Annotated in this window: 19 protein-coding genes; all 19 read left to right on the top strand. The window is 51.4% G+C overall.

Going from position 1 to position 15,775, the window contains the following annotated elements; genetic code table 11:
• The first annotated feature begins 1 nt into the window (after position 1).
• The 19 genes from U0026_RS16675 to U0026_RS16585 all read left to right on the top strand — a co-directional run bounded on the left by U0026_RS16675 (position 2) and on the right by U0026_RS16585 (position 15,758).
• On the top strand, positions 2-1,471 hold the full coding sequence (locus tag U0026_RS16675) for a DUF1073 domain-containing protein (protein ID WP_062777040.1): 1,470 nt from the start codon (positions 2-4) through the stop codon (positions 1,469-1,471).
• Entirely contained in the window at positions 1,398-2,402 is a 1,005-nt protein-coding gene (locus U0026_RS16670; RefSeq protein WP_073971174.1) for a phage minor head protein, read from the top strand. The genes U0026_RS16675 and U0026_RS16670 overlap by 74 nt, the downstream gene beginning before the upstream one ends.
• 99 nt (positions 2,403-2,501) lie before the next feature.
• Positions 2,502-2,831 (top strand): hypothetical protein, encoded by a 330-nt coding sequence (locus U0026_RS16665; protein ID WP_126440818.1) that lies wholly within the window; start codon positions 2,502-2,504, stop codon positions 2,829-2,831.
• A 63-nt stretch (positions 2,832-2,894) separates the two neighbouring features.
• A complete protein-coding gene (locus U0026_RS16660; RefSeq protein WP_062777044.1) occupies positions 2,895-4,082 on the top strand; it encodes a DUF2213 domain-containing protein in 1,188 nt (395 codons plus the stop codon).
• Positions 4,083-4,085: 3 nt separating this feature from the next.
• Entirely contained in the window at positions 4,086-4,520 is a 435-nt protein-coding gene (locus U0026_RS16655) for a hypothetical protein (RefSeq protein WP_062777046.1), read from the top strand.
• Positions 4,521-4,530: 10 nt separating this feature from the next.
• Positions 4,531-5,616 (top strand): major capsid protein, encoded by a 1,086-nt coding sequence (locus U0026_RS16650; protein ID WP_062777048.1) that lies wholly within the window; start codon positions 4,531-4,533, stop codon positions 5,614-5,616.
• 9 nt (positions 5,617-5,625) lie between these two features.
• On the top strand, positions 5,626-5,991 hold the full coding sequence (locus U0026_RS16645) for a hypothetical protein (RefSeq protein ID WP_062777050.1): 366 nt from the start codon (positions 5,626-5,628) through the stop codon (positions 5,989-5,991).
• 2 nt (positions 5,992-5,993) lie between these two features.
• Positions 5,994-6,374, top strand: a complete 381-nt coding sequence (locus U0026_RS16640; protein ID WP_062777052.1) for a DUF7370 family protein — start codon at positions 5,994-5,996, stop codon at positions 6,372-6,374.
• Positions 6,374-6,547 carry a hypothetical protein gene (locus tag U0026_RS16635; RefSeq protein ID WP_062777053.1) on the top strand — a complete coding sequence of 58 codons (174 nt, stop codon included), beginning with the start codon at positions 6,374-6,376 and terminating at the stop codon, positions 6,545-6,547. The genes U0026_RS16640 and U0026_RS16635 overlap by 1 nt, the downstream gene beginning before the upstream one ends.
• Positions 6,547-6,894 (top strand): hypothetical protein, encoded by a 348-nt coding sequence (locus tag U0026_RS16630; protein WP_062777055.1) that lies wholly within the window; start codon positions 6,547-6,549, stop codon positions 6,892-6,894. Before U0026_RS16635 ends, U0026_RS16630 begins: the two co-directional genes overlap by 1 nt.
• Before the next feature lie 2 nt (positions 6,895-6,896).
• On the top strand, positions 6,897-7,265 hold the full coding sequence (locus tag U0026_RS16625; protein WP_062777057.1) for a hypothetical protein: 369 nt from the start codon (positions 6,897-6,899) through the stop codon (positions 7,263-7,265).
• On the top strand, positions 7,262-7,651 hold the full coding sequence (locus U0026_RS16620) for a phage tail termination protein (RefSeq protein WP_062777061.1): 390 nt from the start codon (positions 7,262-7,264) through the stop codon (positions 7,649-7,651). Before U0026_RS16625 ends, U0026_RS16620 begins: the two co-directional genes overlap by 4 nt.
• A gap of 64 nt (positions 7,652-7,715) precedes the next feature.
• A complete protein-coding gene (locus U0026_RS16615) occupies positions 7,716-8,474 on the top strand; it encodes an Ig-like domain-containing protein (RefSeq protein ID WP_062777062.1) in 759 nt (252 codons plus the stop codon).
• 50 nt (positions 8,475-8,524) lie between these two features.
• Complete coding sequence (locus tag U0026_RS16610; protein WP_062777064.1) at positions 8,525-9,199, top strand: DUF6246 family protein; 675 nt, start codon at positions 8,525-8,527, stop codon at positions 9,197-9,199.
• 58 nt (positions 9,200-9,257) lie between these two features.
• Positions 9,258-11,948 carry a tape measure protein gene (locus U0026_RS16605; protein WP_062777065.1) on the top strand — a complete coding sequence of 897 codons (2,691 nt, stop codon included), beginning with the start codon at positions 9,258-9,260 and terminating at the stop codon, positions 11,946-11,948.
• Positions 11,948-12,445, top strand: a complete 498-nt coding sequence (locus U0026_RS16600; RefSeq protein WP_062777067.1) for a hypothetical protein — start codon at positions 11,948-11,950, stop codon at positions 12,443-12,445. Before U0026_RS16605 ends, U0026_RS16600 begins: the two co-directional genes overlap by 1 nt.
• A complete protein-coding gene (locus U0026_RS16595) occupies positions 12,445-12,915 on the top strand; it encodes a hypothetical protein (protein WP_062777069.1) in 471 nt (156 codons plus the stop codon). Before U0026_RS16600 ends, U0026_RS16595 begins: the two co-directional genes overlap by 1 nt.
• Positions 12,878-13,294 carry an NlpC/P60 family protein gene (locus tag U0026_RS16590; protein WP_062777070.1) on the top strand — a complete coding sequence of 139 codons (417 nt, stop codon included), beginning with the start codon at positions 12,878-12,880 and terminating at the stop codon, positions 13,292-13,294. Before U0026_RS16595 ends, U0026_RS16590 begins: the two co-directional genes overlap by 38 nt.
• Positions 13,281-15,758: a host specificity factor TipJ family phage tail protein gene (locus U0026_RS16585; protein ID WP_062777072.1), complete on the top strand. Its 2,478-nt coding sequence runs from the start codon at positions 13,281-13,283 to the stop codon at positions 15,756-15,758. The genes U0026_RS16590 and U0026_RS16585 overlap by 14 nt, the downstream gene beginning before the upstream one ends.
• Positions 15,759-15,775: the final 17 nt, after the last annotated feature.

The following is a 15,775-nucleotide window of genomic DNA, read 5'->3' as shown; positions in this document are numbered from 1 at the left end:
AGTGAGCGAACAAGATAACGGCCTTCAACTGGCTGTGAACAACCTCGCCACTGAAATGCGGCGAGCGAGTTACCTGAATGCCATTGGCATTGGTGGCGGCAACACGAAACGCCCGACGCTTTACCAGGAGTTTGGCTATCCGCGCACTATCACCTTCAACGACTTCTACAACATGTACCGACGTAACGCCGCTGGCTTTGCTGTGGTGCATCGGTTGCTGGACGGTTGCTGGCAGGATTACCCGATCATTGTGGATGGTGACGAAGCGCAGGAGGCCAAGAAAACCAACCCATGGGAAAAGAATGTCACCAAGTTCATGAAGAAGTGGTGGCCAAAGGTGAAGGATGCCGATCGCCGCAATATGGTCGGGCGATATTCCGCGCTTCTGTTGCAGGTGAAAGACAACAAGCCGTGGAACGAGCCGGTAGATATGAAACTGGTGAAGGCGCTCGGTCAGTCCGCACTGGTGAAGCTTATCCCGGTATGGGAACCGCAGTTAACGGTAGCTGATTGGGATAATGACCGTCAGTCAGAAACATTTGGTCAGCCGAAGATGTTCAACTTCAACGAGCAGCCTGTCGGTGATGAAGCATTCGTTGGCCCGATGCGTGGCGAACCGGTGCATCCGAGTCGGGTGATACTGTTCTGCGAAGGGTCTGAAGACGACAACGTCTTGTCAGGCATTCCACTACTTGAAGCCGGCTTCAACAAAGGGCTCGATCTTGAGAAGGTTTCCGGAGGTGGCGCTGAAGGATTCCTCAAGAATGCTAGCCGTCAGATTGCAGTCGAGTTCAGCAAAGAGACCGACATGGCTACGCTGGCAGACCAGGCTAAGAAGGCTGGATATGCCGATCTCGGCGAAGCGATGGGCGACAAGGTCAACAAGCTGAATCGCGGTACCGATGCGGCAGCCGTTATGCAGGCCGGGCAGATGCACGTGCTTAGTGTTACTCCTGGCGACCCGGGGCCGACCTGGGAGGTTACTGCGAACGAATTGGCAGCCTCCGTACAAATCCCGTTTACCATCCTGTTCGGTCAGCAGACCGGGCGACTGGCTAGCGACGAGGATAAAACGGACTGGGCTATCCGACGCAACACGCGCCGTAATGGCTTCCTGACTGACCGCATCACAGCGCTGCTTGAGCGTTTCTGGACTCTGGGCATCATTGATCCCCCAACCAAAGGTGAAGTCACCATCTCATGGAGCGACCTGCTTGCGCCCGGTGAGAAAGAGAAAATCGAGAACGCTTCGAAACTGGCTGACATTGTGCAGAAAGCATCTGGCTTCTATGGTGGCGAGCCTGCATTTACCGCTAATGAGCTGCGCGAGATTGTTGGCCTTGACCCGCTACCTGAGCCGAAAGAACCGCCGAAACCAGAAGAGAAGGTAACGACCGATGATCCACTGGCCGATGACACCAGAACAGACGGCAAAGGTGGGGCTGCCGATAGTTCCGAGAAGCAAAGTTGACCCGACGCGCTCAGCTAAGCAGGTAACCGCGATTTTCCGGGATATCGAAGACCGGTATCTCGGCATCAAGCGCGCACTGAAAGCATTGTTCGACCAGCGCCTTACCGGGCGAGAGCGAGAGGTTAACAGCCATAACTGGCACTTCCTTTGCCATGACCACGGCGAGGATATGCGGCTCTACCAGGTCAACGCTGGCAAGTTCATCTACGACATGTCGGCGCAGGAACTGACTGATTTGCTCGAGGCGGTGCAGTCGATTCTGGATGATTACCTGCTGGATGGCGGCGAGCAAAACCTGTGGGCGATGGATTACGTCTCCGCTGAGGCACAACGTGGGACTTTAGAGGCATTCAACAACCTTTCACAGCAGTCGCAGATTTACGCCAGTCAGACGACGTTACAGCAGCTTTTAAACAGCCCCGGTTATCTAAACCAGATAGCGGCGGCAAGGCTGACAACGTTCAGTGACTGGAAGGTTATCAGCGACACAGCCCGCGGCGACCTGACCAATATCATCACCGATGCGGTGGCTCGTGGCGTCAATCCTCGCGAGACAGCCAGCGTTATCAGTAAGCGGCTCGATGTGTCGATGTCGAAGGCGAAGACCATCGCTCAGACTGAGCAGGTCGGCGCGCTGCGACAAGCACAGTGGAACGAAACAGACTGGGCAGCTGACAGACTTGGGCTGAATACCGGCTTGCTGTGGCTGTCAGCACTGAAGCCATCGACTAGAGCGTGGCACGCCAGTCGTCACGGCAAGGTCTACACCACCGAAGAGGTTCAGGACTTCTACGCTGAGAATGGCAACCGGTACAACTGCTACTGCAGCCAGATTCCGGTACTGCTCAACGACGATGGAAGCATCTTCAATGAGGGGCTGGCGGATAAATTAGCGAAAGAGCGTAAGGCGTGGACGGCTGAAGAAAATTAACGTCTAATGCAGAGTTGAGAAACCGCAACTTACAACTTTACTGATATGAAAAAAATATTGACTGGCATCTTCCTTATTCTCACGTCGATAGCAATACCCATGCTAACAGATTCAGGAAAGGAATTTATATACGGCTTTGCGAGGGGGTATATAACTCCGTATTTAGTATACTGGCGTGAATTTGCTATCGCTGTACTCGCCATCACAGTGGTGGCGCTAATAGCAAAACTTCGCAAACCATCAAGCCATTATAAAATGAAGTTTGAGCAACTATGGGATAAAGACGGTACTCTTTACTGCAAAACTTGTAAAACCCCTGTAGATCGCGATATTGACGAATTATGGTGCCCTTCCTGTAAAAAAGAAGTCGAGCTGTTCGATGGAAGAAGGAAAATCAATCTTGATGATGCAAGAATTCGTTTGAAATAAAAAATAGAAGGGTCGCCATGGCGGCCTTTTTTATTGCCTGAAATCCACTAATGAGGACCCAGCATGAAACGCAACCGCGTTAACGTGCTGACCGTCGTCAACTCCGCTTCAAACATCACCACTGAAACCATCGACAGCAAGCCACATATCGTGGTTCGCGGCATCACGCCTGTCGTGGACGATATCGTGATGAACCGGAAGTTGTACCCGGCAGCAGAAATCGAAAAGTCCTACAACACGCTTGAGCGTAACCCGATGCCGCTGGGCCACCCGAAGGTGGACGGCAAGCATGTTTCGGCGCGCGATGTCCGGGCGGTAAACGAATACCACGTCGGTGCCTGGCTGCAGAACGTCAGCCATAAAGACGGGAAGGTGACGGGAGACATGTACGTCAACCGCCAGTACGCCGAATCCAGTGAGAAGGGCAAACGCCTGATTAACCGCCTGGATGAGATGCTCGCAGGTACCAACGCTGACCCCATCCACATCTCCACTGGCTTGCTGTATTCCGGCATCGCCGCCAACGGCGAATCGAAGGGCAAGAAGTACAACGAGATCGCCACCAACATGATGTTTGACCATGTTGCGGTGCTGCTCGATGAGCCTGGCGCCGGTACTCCGGATGAAGGCGTAGGCATCTTCGTTAACTCTGATGGAGATGAGCAGCAGATTGAAACTGTAAACCTATCAGATAGCGATATCCCTGATCCGCAAGACCCTGCATTAAAGCAGATGCTCAACCACTTCATGGCGTTTTTCAGCGCCAACACTAAGCACGTCAAAGAGGAAGCAAACCCGATGAAAGAACTCATCACGAACGCGCTGAAAGCGAAAGGCAAAGAAGTCGAAGGTAAGACTGAAGCTGAGCTGATGGATGCGTATAACCAGATGGTCACTGAAGACGCAAAAGCGAAAGCTGATGCTGATGAGAAGGCCAAGAAAGATAAAGAAGAGGCTGATAAGAAGGCCAAAGATACCGCAACCAACAATGAGCAAGCACCTGCATGGTTCAAACCATTCGCTGATGATCTCGCCGCTGTTAAATCTGGCATGACCGTTAATGCAGATAAAGAGAAAGGCGAAAAGCGCGCAGCCGTAAAAACGAAGTTTGGCCTGGACGACCTTGCTGTTAACGCGCTCGATGGCGCAGCTCTGGATGGTTTGTTTGCTCAATGCCAGTCCTCCACCGGCCTGAATGGTGCATTCCGCCAGGTCAATTCCTCAGAATCAGTCAGCGAAATGCCGGAGTAAATAATGGCTAAAGATGGAAAGCATATCATCCACGCGGGTGGCGTATTCCCGAACCCGCTTCTCAACCGTGAAGGCGGCGCAGCTGCATCTACTCTGCCTGGAACCGTGGGATTCTTCAGCGCCACGGATAAATTCACGGCTTCTGTGGCAGGTGCAGAAGCAGCGATTAAGTACGTGGCAAACAAAGATTACCTGCGCTGCCTGAGCGTTGATGATGCCATTCCAACCAATGAGTTGGTCGTTGGCATTCATCCGTTGCCAGGTATGTTCCTGAACGTTCGGGCCGCTGCCGGTACCTACACCAAAGGCCAGCCTGTTGCCGTCGCAAATGGTCGCGTCACCGCCGTTGTCGCTGATGCCGTTGTATTCGCCTACATCGAAGAAGATAAAGCTGTCACTGCGGTGGCGGGCGATCTGATTCGTGTTGTGTTCAAGTAAGGAGCACTGAATGTTTGTATTCTCCAAGTCTATCGGCGAAAAGACCGGTAACGCAGAAGTTAACCAGTGGCAGTTCAACAACCTGCAAAATGAGCGTAATGCCAGTGCGCAGGCTGTTGCTGACTTTCTGGCTCGTACGCGCTTTGGCGAGAATGGTCATCTGGACGCGGTAAACGCTGTAGATGATATTCGCCGCCTGTACCGCGCTTTCGATACCACCGTGCTGCAGCAGTTCGAACCGAATACAGAGTTCACGCTGCTGAATGACCTGATGCCGCTGTCTCGTTCAGTGCGCATTGAACAGTCACGCTACGACTATGCCCGCACCGGCGGTCGCGGCTGGGCGCACACCTCAATGTCTGGTCAGGTTGGTGCGGCGCTCGATGCTCGCAGCTATTCCTTCGATGGCACGATGGTGCCGATCCACGACTCAGGATTTAAGTTTGAGTGGCGTGACCCGATTTTCAACAGCCCTCAGGCCTTGCAGTCACAGTCTGATGCGCAGCGTGGTTCGGTTGAAGACGTCCAGCGTCGTTACGTTGACTACATCTTCAACGGTTTCCGTGATAAAGCGGGTAACTTCGCCGTATTCGATGGGTTGACCTGGAAAGGCATCAAAGACGATGAGCGTGTGGCGCAAATCGACCTCGGTGCTTCTGGCCTGAACATCGACTTTACGTCTGGCACTGCGACATCACAGGCTATCCGTGCAGGCGCGATCGCTTTGCGTGACCAGATGCGCCGAGTGAATAGTCAGTATGCAGAGCAGACCTGGTATGTGTCCGGTGAAATCATCTCCAATCTGGAGCGCTACTTCTCTGACAACTTCCAGTCGGGCACCATCATGGATGAAATCCTGAAACTGACCGGCGTGGCAGCGATTAAAGAAGACAGCCAGTTGACTGGTAACGAAATCGTCATTGTTCCACTAGGCGCAGGAGTTATCGCTCCGATCGTCGGCCAGGCTATCGGTACCGTTGCATCTCCGCGCCCTGAGTACAACAGCGACTACATCTGGCGCACCTGGGGCGCAATGGGGTTGATGGTTAAGCAGGACATCAACAACAAATACTCCGTAATTCACGCATCGAGCTGAGGATAAATCATGGCACTGGTAGAAATCGTGGCAAATAACCTGCACGCCGGTGCCAATCTCCGCAAACTGGAGGTTGGTTCGGTGGTAGATGTGGACGACGCAACAGCTGAGCGCTGGATCAGCACTGGCAAGGCGAAGGAAACCGACAAGAAGAAAGGCGAGAAGCTTTCCTTCGAAGTCTCCACTCCTTCCGCGCCGTCAGCAGATCTGACCGGCCTGCAAAAGCAACTCGCTGACGCGCTGGAGCAGAACGAAAAGCTGGCCGCCGAAGCCGAAGCGAAAGACAAGGCTCACGCCGACGCGCTGGCAGCAGAAAAGAAACGCGCCGATGATGCAGAAGCAGTGCTGGCAGATTTGCAGAAGAAAGGGAAATAACTATGGCTACTCCAGTTACGGCTGACGATGTGAAAGGCTTCCTCTCCGAATTGGGGTATGCCATCCCTGACGCTTTGCTTAATCCGATCCTCTGCGTGGTGAACAAGATTATCCCGTGCCTTGAAGGTGCCGGATATGACGATTGCACCGCGCAGCTAATTCTGATGTACGCAGCGGCTCTGATGGCTACGTCATCAGGTGCGCGCCGCATCAAATCGCAGGGTGCGCCGTCTGGCGCTTCCCGCTCGTTTGAGTATGGCGACGATAGCATCACCTGGCTACGTAACTCCCTGTCTCAACTTGATACGAGTGGATGCACTGGAGAGCTACCAATTAGCGCGGGTAATTCTGTCGGGTTCTTTGCTGTTGTCGGGGGCTGCTGATGGAGTGGCAACCGGTAACGGCGAGCAAGCCGAAAGCGTTGTCTCGCGTATGGGTGCAAACGGACACCGGGCGAGAGACTACCGGCTACGTGAAAACGGACGGCGAGTGGGTTATCAACTGCGTGACCATTCGCGCTACGGGTGCGGTAGTGGTTAGTTGGAGGGATGGATAATGTCGGCAGCGGCCAGTTGGAGCTACACCGCTCAAGCCACGGTCTGGAAAACGCTCGGTTACAGCGAAAGCGGCGACAGTCTCGGGTACTCGGCACCAATCCAGATTCTTTGTGACTACGAAGGCGGCCTAAGCAAGCGCATTGGCAGCATCGGCGCTGAGATAGTCGCTAAGAACACGATTTGGAGCGAGTACGCCGACGCCAGCACAGGCGATTACATTCTCATCGGAACCAGTGTTGACCCAGACCCGCTTAATGCTGGAGCTGACGAGATTATGCAGGTCATTCGATATGCCGATACGTTCGACCGCATTGCAGACGATTGGGCAATTATTACTGGAGTGTAGCTATGGGCGCGAAAGTAACTGGCATCAGTAAGGCGAAGAAAAACCTTGATGCCCTGATTGGTAACATTCAGGGTCGGAAGGCGGTTAGGGCCATACAAAGTGCTTTAATTATTGGCTCAACTCAGGCTGCCATTTATACCCCTATCGACACGTCCACGCTTATCAATAGTCAGTTTCGAGACATTTCCGTTCGAGGCGATAGGTTAACCGGTCGTGTTGGTTACTCTGCAAACTATGCGATATACGTTCACGATCCGAATGTGCCGCAAACCTTCAGGCGAGCTACTGCGCAGAAGGAATTTTTAACCAAAGGGTTTGAGGATTCCAAAGAGCAGATAGACCGGGTTGTTTACAAGGAAATGAGCCTGTGAATCCTCCAATGTATCGCCGTGTTCGCAACATGTTGTTTGATGCCCACCTTACTGATGACTACAGCACTCAATACCTAAGCTGGAGGGATACCGGAAAGCTCGCTGAGCGATTTGTTGTTTTTCGCCCCAACGGTGGGCCAGCAATAGATCGTGATTTGTCTTCTGAATATTACGTTCTAGTGGATTTAATTAGCGGGAAAAGCATTGGAGATTACGAAAAGTCAGCGGCTGATGCTCAGGCGATAATTGACTACATTCAGGCAAACCCTATCAGCAACCCATGCGTCGGGCAAATAACCAACATGGGCGGCATCCCGGCACCAGTTCAAACAACAGAAGGACGCATGGTATGGCGTCTGCAATTTGCTTGCCTCTACGGTGAGTAACACCAAAAGCTCAAACAAGGTCGCTGCGGCGGCTTTTTTATTATCAAAATTGAGGTAAGAAATTATGCAAGGTTGTCCAACCAGCTTTGACCGCATGATTGGGCGAGCTAAGACGCTCGAACTGGCCTACGGCTGCCCAGATACTCTTCCAGCGGAGGGTGACTGGAAACTGATGGGCCTTCCGACTACTACGTCATGGGATTTGAGCCCAGAATCATTGAACTCTGATGCTGATGAAGGCGGCATTACCGCTACGATGATCTCTGCTTTAGACCCAACGTATTCAATTGAGGGTGAAGTCAGAACAAAAGATCGCACTGATGAGTTTGGTATTCAGGCATTTGTTAAATACATCGTTGATGAAGTTAAGGCATTACGCCAGCCAGCGGTGTGGATGCGCCTGCATTGGGGTGATTATTACCACATTGGTTATATGGTTCCGTCAGGCGCGAGTGATGGTGGCGGCGTGAAGGAAATCGTTACGTACAGCTTTGAATTTAAGCTGAACGTTGGCACCACCTTCCAGTTAACCCAAGCGGACACAGACATTCCTGTTACTGGTGTGACATTGACACCAACAACCAGCTCTTTGGCTGCAGGGGCTAGCAACACTTTCACGGTAGCTATTGCACCTGCTGACGCAGATAACAAGCTATTCACCGTTAGCTCATCAGTACCAGCCCGAGCGACTGTTGCCGCTGTTGGTAACACCGTCACGATTTCATCTCCATCAAATGCAACGGCTGGCACAGCGGTCATCACGGTGAAAACCGATGATGGTGACTTTACGGCTACGCACACAGTGACCGTGACTGTCCCGTAATCAAACCAAAGGGTGGCGAGGCTGCCCTTGATTTTGCTTATGGAGGAAAAATGACGCCAGTAAAAGAAATAGGCGAATGCAGCATAACCGTTGGTGACCGGGATTATTTCTTCCGCCCATCATTAACGGCAATGACACGAATCGGAGAGCCAGATGAGATAGTTCAGGCTTTCTACGACCTGCACAACAACGAGGTATCTTCGCTGTTACAACGCGGCGTTAATGCTTATGGCTTCGTCCCTGATTGGTTACTTAAGTTCGCTCACCAGCCTCAGGTAATAAAGAGAAGCATGCTTGCCGCAATCAGTGTTATTCAGGCTTGTTGTGATGAAGATACTTCATTGCTAACGGGAGAAATAATCCCTGGCAAATCGGGTAAGTGGGCATTCGTTTACCGAAAAGGTGTCATGTCTGCATTTGAAATGATTGTGATAGCCCAGTCGCTAATCGTGCATGGCGTAATCGGGAAGGCAAAAGTTAGGCGGCTTCAAAAGCATGAAACTGGCGAGGCAACCACAGAATTTAGAGCATTCGATTACGTAAGCGCCGCCCGTCATCACTTCAGCATGCCTAGAAATGAAGCAGAGCAGCTAACTATGACGGAATTCCAATTAATGCTGGCAGCAAAATATCCAGATCAGAAAGGCTATACAAGAGAAGAATATGAGGCATCGGCGGATGATTTCTTTGCGCGACGCAAGCGCCGGCTGGCTAAGTTAGTCTGATTGATAATTTTATTGTAACTCCCGCGCATGCGGGTTTTTTTATGCCCGGAGATAACTAATGGCAGGCGAAAAGCAACTTGGCAATATTGTTTATGAAGTAGAAATGAACGTTGCCAATCTAATTGAGGCGCAACAGAAAGTTAATCAACGCCTTGATCAGATGGAAGGTGGCTTTAACAAAACGTCGCGATCTGCCAGTAAATTTGAAGGGGCAATGAGCAAGGTTGGGGTAGCAATTGCCGCTGCTTTTACCATCGAGACAGCTAAGCGACTGATCGCAATTGGCGATGAGATGAATACCCTTCAGGCCCGCGTAACTCGACTTAGTCCTAGTATTGATGCTGCCAAAGAGTCGATGAAAGCACTATCTGCAATCGCCTCACAAACCGGCAATAGCCTTGCAGATACTGAGCGCCTTTGGGAGTCATTAACATCATCGCTTAAAGAGACTGGAGCTACAAACTCACAGATTCTTGCCCTTACTTCAACTCTGCAAAAAATAGGCACAATCGGCGGCTCATCAACCGAAGAGATGTCTAACGCATTACGTCAGTTTGGGCAGTCTATCGCGGGCGGTACGGTGCGCGCGGAGGAATTCAACTCAATCCTTGAGCAAATGCCAGAGCTTGCCCGCCAGATTGCTACCGGAATGGGTATCTCTATAGGTGAGTTGCGCAAGAGAATGCTGGAAGGGAAGCTGACGGCAACAGATGCGCTTAACGCCATACAGAACCGCTCTCAGGCTGTAAATGATGAATTCGACAAAATGCCGGTCAGCATCGACAGGGCTAAAAACAGTCTTGATGTTGCATTTAAGAATGCAATAAGCGACTTGAACCAGGCCATTGGCCTTACATCAACACTGGCAGGGTTGATGCAAAACGTTGCTGACAACCTTAATTACTACAATAACAACGCAGGTGATGCTGGCAGGATGCCAAAGCTCCTTGAGCTACAGAAGAAATATAACGATGAGTTAAAGGAAGGGCGAAAATGGTATGACTTTAGCGAAGACGATTGGGTAATTCGTCGCACACAAGCTGCATTCCAGCTTAAGCAGGTTGAGGGTGAAATTGCTCACATTAGAGCGAAAGCCGCAAACGATGCAAAGAATGATACTGGCTTCAAAGGGCCAGACTCCAAGTCTGACAGCAAAGAGACAGCAAAGCTCGTCCAGAACGGTGAGCGCCGCCTTGCATTATCGAAACTGGAAGGTGAGGCAAGGGCCAGGCTTCAGGCTCAGTATGATGCTGCTGACGCAGGTCTTACTGATGAGAAAAGAGTTAAGGCGCTAGAAGACCAGTACGCAGCAACTTACAAAAACACTGCGGCCCAGAAAGAAAATAACAAAACAAACGCAAATGCCGAATCTCAAACAGAGTCTGTAGCGCAAAAACTTGCCAATCTGAAACAGCAATCTGAGTTAGCAGCCGGATCAACGCAAGACCTAAGCAAGGAACAGGCCATTCTTCGCGCCCAGCAGTCCTTGGGGGCAGCGGCGACACAGAAGGATATTGACCTGGCCGGTAAGTACGCGGAGAAGACTTGGCAAACCACCGCAGCTCTTAAGGCTCAAAACGCCGTTCCTGAGCTGAAAGAAAACGCCAGCTATAACACGCAGAAAGCGGCACTCGAAAGCCTGAAAGGGCAGACCGACGCTAACGGGCAATTACTTCTCTCTCAAGAGCAGTACAGCCGTGAATCTGAGCGCATCGAGCAGGAGCACCAGAATAACCTCGCCAAGATTAACGCCCAGGCCACAGTCAATCCGGTAGCTTCTGCCCGAGCAGAAGTTGACCCGGTACAGCAACTGGTGAATGAAAATAACCAGAAGTTAGCCCTGATGCAGCAATATCAGCAGCAGGAACAGGCGATACTCCAGCAAAGTTACCAAAAAGGGAAAATAAATTACGATCAATTCGTTGCCGCAAAGGCAGCTACCGATGCCCAGTACCTTGCCTTAAAGACTGCGCAGGAAAACCAGTTCAATGAGCAGATGACAGCCGCTCAGTGGCAATTGCTCAGCCAACAAGGCCTTGGTTATGAAATGCTGACAAGCGCGGTGGATGCGTTTTCAGGCAATGCATCCAATGCGTTAACCGGGCTGATCACCGGAACGATGTCAGCGCAGGATGCTATGCGTTCACTCGGGAATACGATGCTGAACAGCGTGGTCAATTCGCTAGTCCAGGTTGGAGTTGAGGCCCTCAAAAACTTTATTATCGGGCAGACATTGGGCGCAGCTTCTACCGCTGCTTCTGTCGGTATGGCGACCACGACGGCGGCTGCATGGGCTCCGGCAGCAGCCTTTGCCAGTCTTGCCTCTTTTGGTGGGAACTCAGTTCCTGCCATGACAGGTATTACGTCAACGGTAGGCCTGGCATCAGGCCTTGCTCTAACAGGCATGCGTTACAACGGCGGCCCGGTGAATGCTGGCGGCTTGTATCAGGTAGGCGAAAAGGGGAAACCGGAGATTTACCAGGCCAGCACCGGTAAGCAGTACATGATACCGGGAGACAATGGCAAGGTTATCAGCAATAAGGATATGACAGCCGGAGGTGGTGGAGGGGCTCCAATACTCAACATATACAACTACTCACCCGCTTCTGTGGATGCTCAGGCTACGCAGAATGGTGATGGTTCTTGGACGCTTGAGGCGTTCATAGCTGACATGAATAACGGTGGTCCTGCAAGTAGTGCCATTACCAGCAACATGAATGTTAAACGCACGCCAAGAGGGCAAAGCTGATGCCAATTATCGACTATCCCGACTGGCTGCCGTTGGCGCAAAAATCCAGCAAAAATATGACGCTCGATACCGGGTTCCAGACTGACCAGCCAGCGGTCGGCCCGGCTATCTTCCAGAACCTCACCGATGACCTGAAGGTTACCTGGTCGCTAAGTTGGATCTTCACACTGGATCAGGAGCGCGCTTTTCAGCAGTGGTTGCGCAGCCCAAATTATCTCAATAAGGGCCTGAACTGGTTCCGGATGAATATCAACCTGGGCGGCAGTGGCATGCAACTGCAGGAGCTTCACTTCACGCAGATGCCGGTGCAGACAAATATCTCTGGCGGGGTGGTGACCTGGACGGGGACCGTTATTGCGAACCACCTCTACAACGCCGACGACGAATTCGACGACATCATTGTTGAACTGCCGGCTCCGTGGGATTCCTGGCTGGATATCGTTGTCACTGGCTATCCGGACGGACGCGATCCGGAATCACTTCCGAGGGTTCCATAATGCCGACGTACAGAGAATATAAACAGCAGCGCCCGACGCGCGGACTCTACGACACTATCACCTTTTACCACCCATCATTTGGCTACGTGCGCCTGGTCGATAAGCAGTTCTTCCCGAAGACACTTGGAAGCCAGACTTACACGCCAGCACGCTTTGAAATCGAAGAGAGCCAGCAGAGCGGCACGCCGGTGATCGACGCGACGGTGAAGCTTGGGCGGCTGTCGTCGGATATCAAAATGTTGATGACGAAATGGAAGGGAACGGCCCGGCTGACAGCTATAACTGCAACGCGGCAAATATTCGATAGCTCGGATGTGTCTGTACCGATTAAATCGTGGACGCTGTACGTCAAAACGGTTGATATCGATGCAGATTCGGCCTCTGTCACGCTGTCTGTTACCAACCCGCTAAATAACAATATAGGTCGACTTTATGATCCGCAGGAATACTCAGGCCTGCAGCACCTCTGATTTTATTAGGAGGGTGATTGGCGTGCCGTGGGCTAATCGTGCTTGTTCATTCGATAAGGTGGATTGCTGGGGGTTGGTGGTGATGTATTACCGGCATGTTCTCGGCATTGAACTGCACCAGACTCCGGACTACGAAGCCGGTGAGGACTTCTTTACCTGCTATCTGGGTGACGTAGTTTTCTGGAACCAGGTCGATAAGCCTGTAGAGGGTGGGATATTTGTCGGGTACCGCGGTGCGCAACCTGCGCATGTTGGGCTGGTACTGAACCGCAAGGCGCTGCACTCGCGTGGAGAGAACGGAAGCGTGAGAGAAGATTCTTTACTCGTTATTCAGCGGGCATTCACTAAGGTGGAGTTTTTCAAGTATGGCTCTCATTGAGTTAAGCCGATTTCCCGGAACGCCAAAAGAACGCTACAGGGTGCCAAACGGCACCATTTTTTATGACTGGATTGCAGCCAATGATTCCACCCTTCACAGCGACCTGCTGATCGTCCGCAATGGTGTGAAGCTGGGCGACGATGACGAACTGACGTTTGAGCTGAGCGAGCTGGACCACATCCAGATATTCGACCAGCCAAAGGGCGTTATCGGCGACATCCTGAGTCCAATATTTAAAGTTGTTGGCTCGGTATTCTCGTTTCTTGCTCCGAAACCAGCTATCTCTAACACTGGTGGAAACACTGTTGACTCACCGAATAACAGCCTGACTGGGCAGACGAACACAGCCCGTGTTTATAAGGCAAAGCCGGATATTTACGGTCAGGTTCGTTCATTCCCTGACTTGATTCAGGAGTCTATTTTTGAATATGTCCGACGAGATGAAAATGATGGCGGGCTGAAATACGTTACCGAGTGGATGTGCATCGGTATAGGAAAATATGACTATAGCTCTGTCCGCTACTCTGAATCGAGCCTCGGGTCTATGGCGGGAGCAGAATTCCAGTTTTACCAGCCGGGCGAAGTGATACCAACGATCAATGAAGGGTACTCTTTTGATGATGTTGATGGACAGGAAATGCCGGGGCCCAACGAGAGCGATAACTTCCCTGTTGAGTCGGCGACGGCTAATTCTGTTGTAAGTGGTACTTACGCTGGCGGGCAGATAGCGATGAAAATCGTGAAGCAAGCTGAGTTTGACTACTTCATGTGGCTAGTGCTTCCGCACGCTGTGACGTTTGTTGTTAACGTTACTTACAACACACCATCAGGCACCGTGACTACCGACGCTTCATTCTCTGGCGTCCTCGTATCAGCAGCAGAAACCGATGACGGCTCAGTTATCGATCCGGTTCACTGGTATACATTCACCATGGGGGAACTGACTGGTCCATCTGATATTCCGGCGAACGCAACAATTAACACGACTAAATTTGTCCTCAATGATAATGAAGCGCTGGTCGTTGGGCCATTCTTCTCACCGGTTGAATCGACAGATTTGTGGCTGCACACGCAATCATCGCTCGGCGGTAGGGACTACACCGACTGGAAGGTGACAATCTGGCAAATCGACGACGATTACAATCAGGTTCCGGGTACTCAGCAAACATTCACCTTCCATCAAGGTACTCCGCACAAATCTGACAGCGAGATTTTTTACCGTACCGATAAGCTAAAACCGGCGGCCGGATTTGGGAAGTACGCCATTAACCTACAGCGTACCAACAACTCCAACGACCACTCTATTCTGAAACTTGAGGAAATACATGCCGTTAATATCCGGAGTAATGTCGTTCACCAAACCGACACACTGGTGAGAGTGAAGGTCAGAGCAACTGAGAACGCTCTTGGTAGTCGTGATCGAAAATATAATGCACTGGTTACGCGACACACGATAAGTTACGACCTTGACACACAGGCGGTAGATTACAACCTTCGAGCATCCAGGAGTTTCGCAGATGCTGTGGCGCACACATGGCTTGTGATGGGGGCACAGGAGGAAAGCAGCATTGACCTTTATGGGCTTTACTCGCTTGCTGAAAGCCTTCCTGATGAGAGGCTGGGATACTTCGACTACACCTTCGACGATGAGAAAGATTCACTAGGTGACCGTGTTCAGGCCATCTGCAATGCTGCGTCTGTGATGGCGTACTGGGATGACGGCGTACTGACATTTACACGTGATCAGAAAGTCGATAACCCAGCAGCCGTATTCAACCGGGCCAACATGAAGACGGATGAGTACAAAATTACGTACGAAGCAACACTTCCAGGCGGTTACGACGGCGTGCAGGTCTCCTATGTCCATCCGACAACGAACAACAAAACTTACATCAACTACCGTGTGCTGAATGGCACTATTGTCGAGCAGGAAGCAGAGAACCCAAACAAGCTTGAGATAGCCGGTTTCCGTAATGAGTATCAGGCCAGGGAGCGTGCGCTACGCGAGACGAAGCGACTTATCTACTCTCGAACGAAGATGAATGCCAAGGTGTTTGAAGACGGTATTATGCAGGTTGGCAGTGTCGTACAGATTGCAGACATTTACGATAGCAACCAGCAACAGGGTTACATCACCGGCCGCAAAGGGAATGATTTCGAAACCAGTGAGCCGATCGAGTTTACCGACTCGATGTATGTGATTGTTACCGACAGCTTAGGAAATCCGACATTACGTTATCCAGCGACTGCCAGAATAGACACTAAATACGGCTTTACCGCAGCTATTCCCGATATTCAACTCAACATCTGGAACGGAGACACAGTGCAGTTACCATCGCGCTATCTCATAGCGACAGTGCAAGAGCTGGATAGTCAGTTGTGGACGGTCAACAGCATTAAACCGAACACCGACAATACGGTATCTCTGACGGTCGCGGAATATAGCGACAGCATCTACTCCTAATCACTCCAGTTTCACAG

The sequence above is a fragment of the Kluyvera intermedia genome, assembly GCF_034424175.1.
In the GTDB taxonomy this organism is placed as follows: Bacteria; Pseudomonadota; Gammaproteobacteria; order Enterobacterales; family Enterobacteriaceae; genus Kluyvera; species Kluyvera intermedia.
The sequence above is the reverse complement of the archived record's forward strand: the minus strand, read 5'-3'. Positions and strand labels throughout refer to the sequence as shown.

Excerpts from the sequence above, each read along its gene's own strand:
- U0026_RS16625 (WP_062777057.1), top strand. The coding sequence starts at position 6,897 with ATGGGCGCGAAAGTAACTGGCATCAGTAAGGCGAAGAAAAACCTTGAT.
- U0026_RS16600 (WP_062777067.1), top strand. The coding sequence starts at position 11,948 with ATGCCAATTATCGACTATCCCGACTGGCTGCCGTTGGCGCAAAAATCC.
- U0026_RS16660 (WP_062777044.1), top strand. The coding sequence starts at position 2,895 with ATGAAACGCAACCGCGTTAACGTGCTGACCGTCGTCAACTCCGCTTCA.
- U0026_RS16670 (WP_073971174.1), top strand. The coding sequence starts at position 1,398 with ATGATCCACTGGCCGATGACACCAGAACAGACGGCAAAGGTGGGGCTG.
- U0026_RS16595 (WP_062777069.1), top strand. The coding sequence starts at position 12,445 with ATGCCGACGTACAGAGAATATAAACAGCAGCGCCCGACGCGCGGACTC.
- U0026_RS16615 (WP_062777062.1), top strand. The coding sequence starts at position 7,716 with ATGCAAGGTTGTCCAACCAGCTTTGACCGCATGATTGGGCGAGCTAAG.
- U0026_RS16640 (WP_062777052.1), top strand. The coding sequence starts at position 5,994 with ATGGCTACTCCAGTTACGGCTGACGATGTGAAAGGCTTCCTCTCCGAA.
- U0026_RS16590 (WP_062777070.1), top strand. The coding sequence starts at position 12,878 with ATGATCCGCAGGAATACTCAGGCCTGCAGCACCTCTGATTTTATTAGG.
- U0026_RS16630 (WP_062777055.1), top strand. The coding sequence starts at position 6,547 with ATGTCGGCAGCGGCCAGTTGGAGCTACACCGCTCAAGCCACGGTCTGG.
- U0026_RS16655 (WP_062777046.1), top strand. The coding sequence starts at position 4,086 with ATGGCTAAAGATGGAAAGCATATCATCCACGCGGGTGGCGTATTCCCG.
- U0026_RS16650 (WP_062777048.1), top strand. The coding sequence starts at position 4,531 with ATGTTTGTATTCTCCAAGTCTATCGGCGAAAAGACCGGTAACGCAGAA.
- U0026_RS16610 (WP_062777064.1), top strand. The coding sequence starts at position 8,525 with ATGACGCCAGTAAAAGAAATAGGCGAATGCAGCATAACCGTTGGTGAC.
- U0026_RS16665 (WP_126440818.1), top strand. The coding sequence starts at position 2,502 with ATGCTAACAGATTCAGGAAAGGAATTTATATACGGCTTTGCGAGGGGG.
- U0026_RS16605 (WP_062777065.1), top strand. The coding sequence starts at position 9,258 with ATGGCAGGCGAAAAGCAACTTGGCAATATTGTTTATGAAGTAGAAATG.
- U0026_RS16645 (WP_062777050.1), top strand. The coding sequence starts at position 5,626 with ATGGCACTGGTAGAAATCGTGGCAAATAACCTGCACGCCGGTGCCAAT.
- U0026_RS16585 (WP_062777072.1), top strand. The coding sequence starts at position 13,281 with ATGGCTCTCATTGAGTTAAGCCGATTTCCCGGAACGCCAAAAGAACGC.
- U0026_RS16635 (WP_062777053.1), top strand. The coding sequence starts at position 6,374 with ATGGAGTGGCAACCGGTAACGGCGAGCAAGCCGAAAGCGTTGTCTCGC.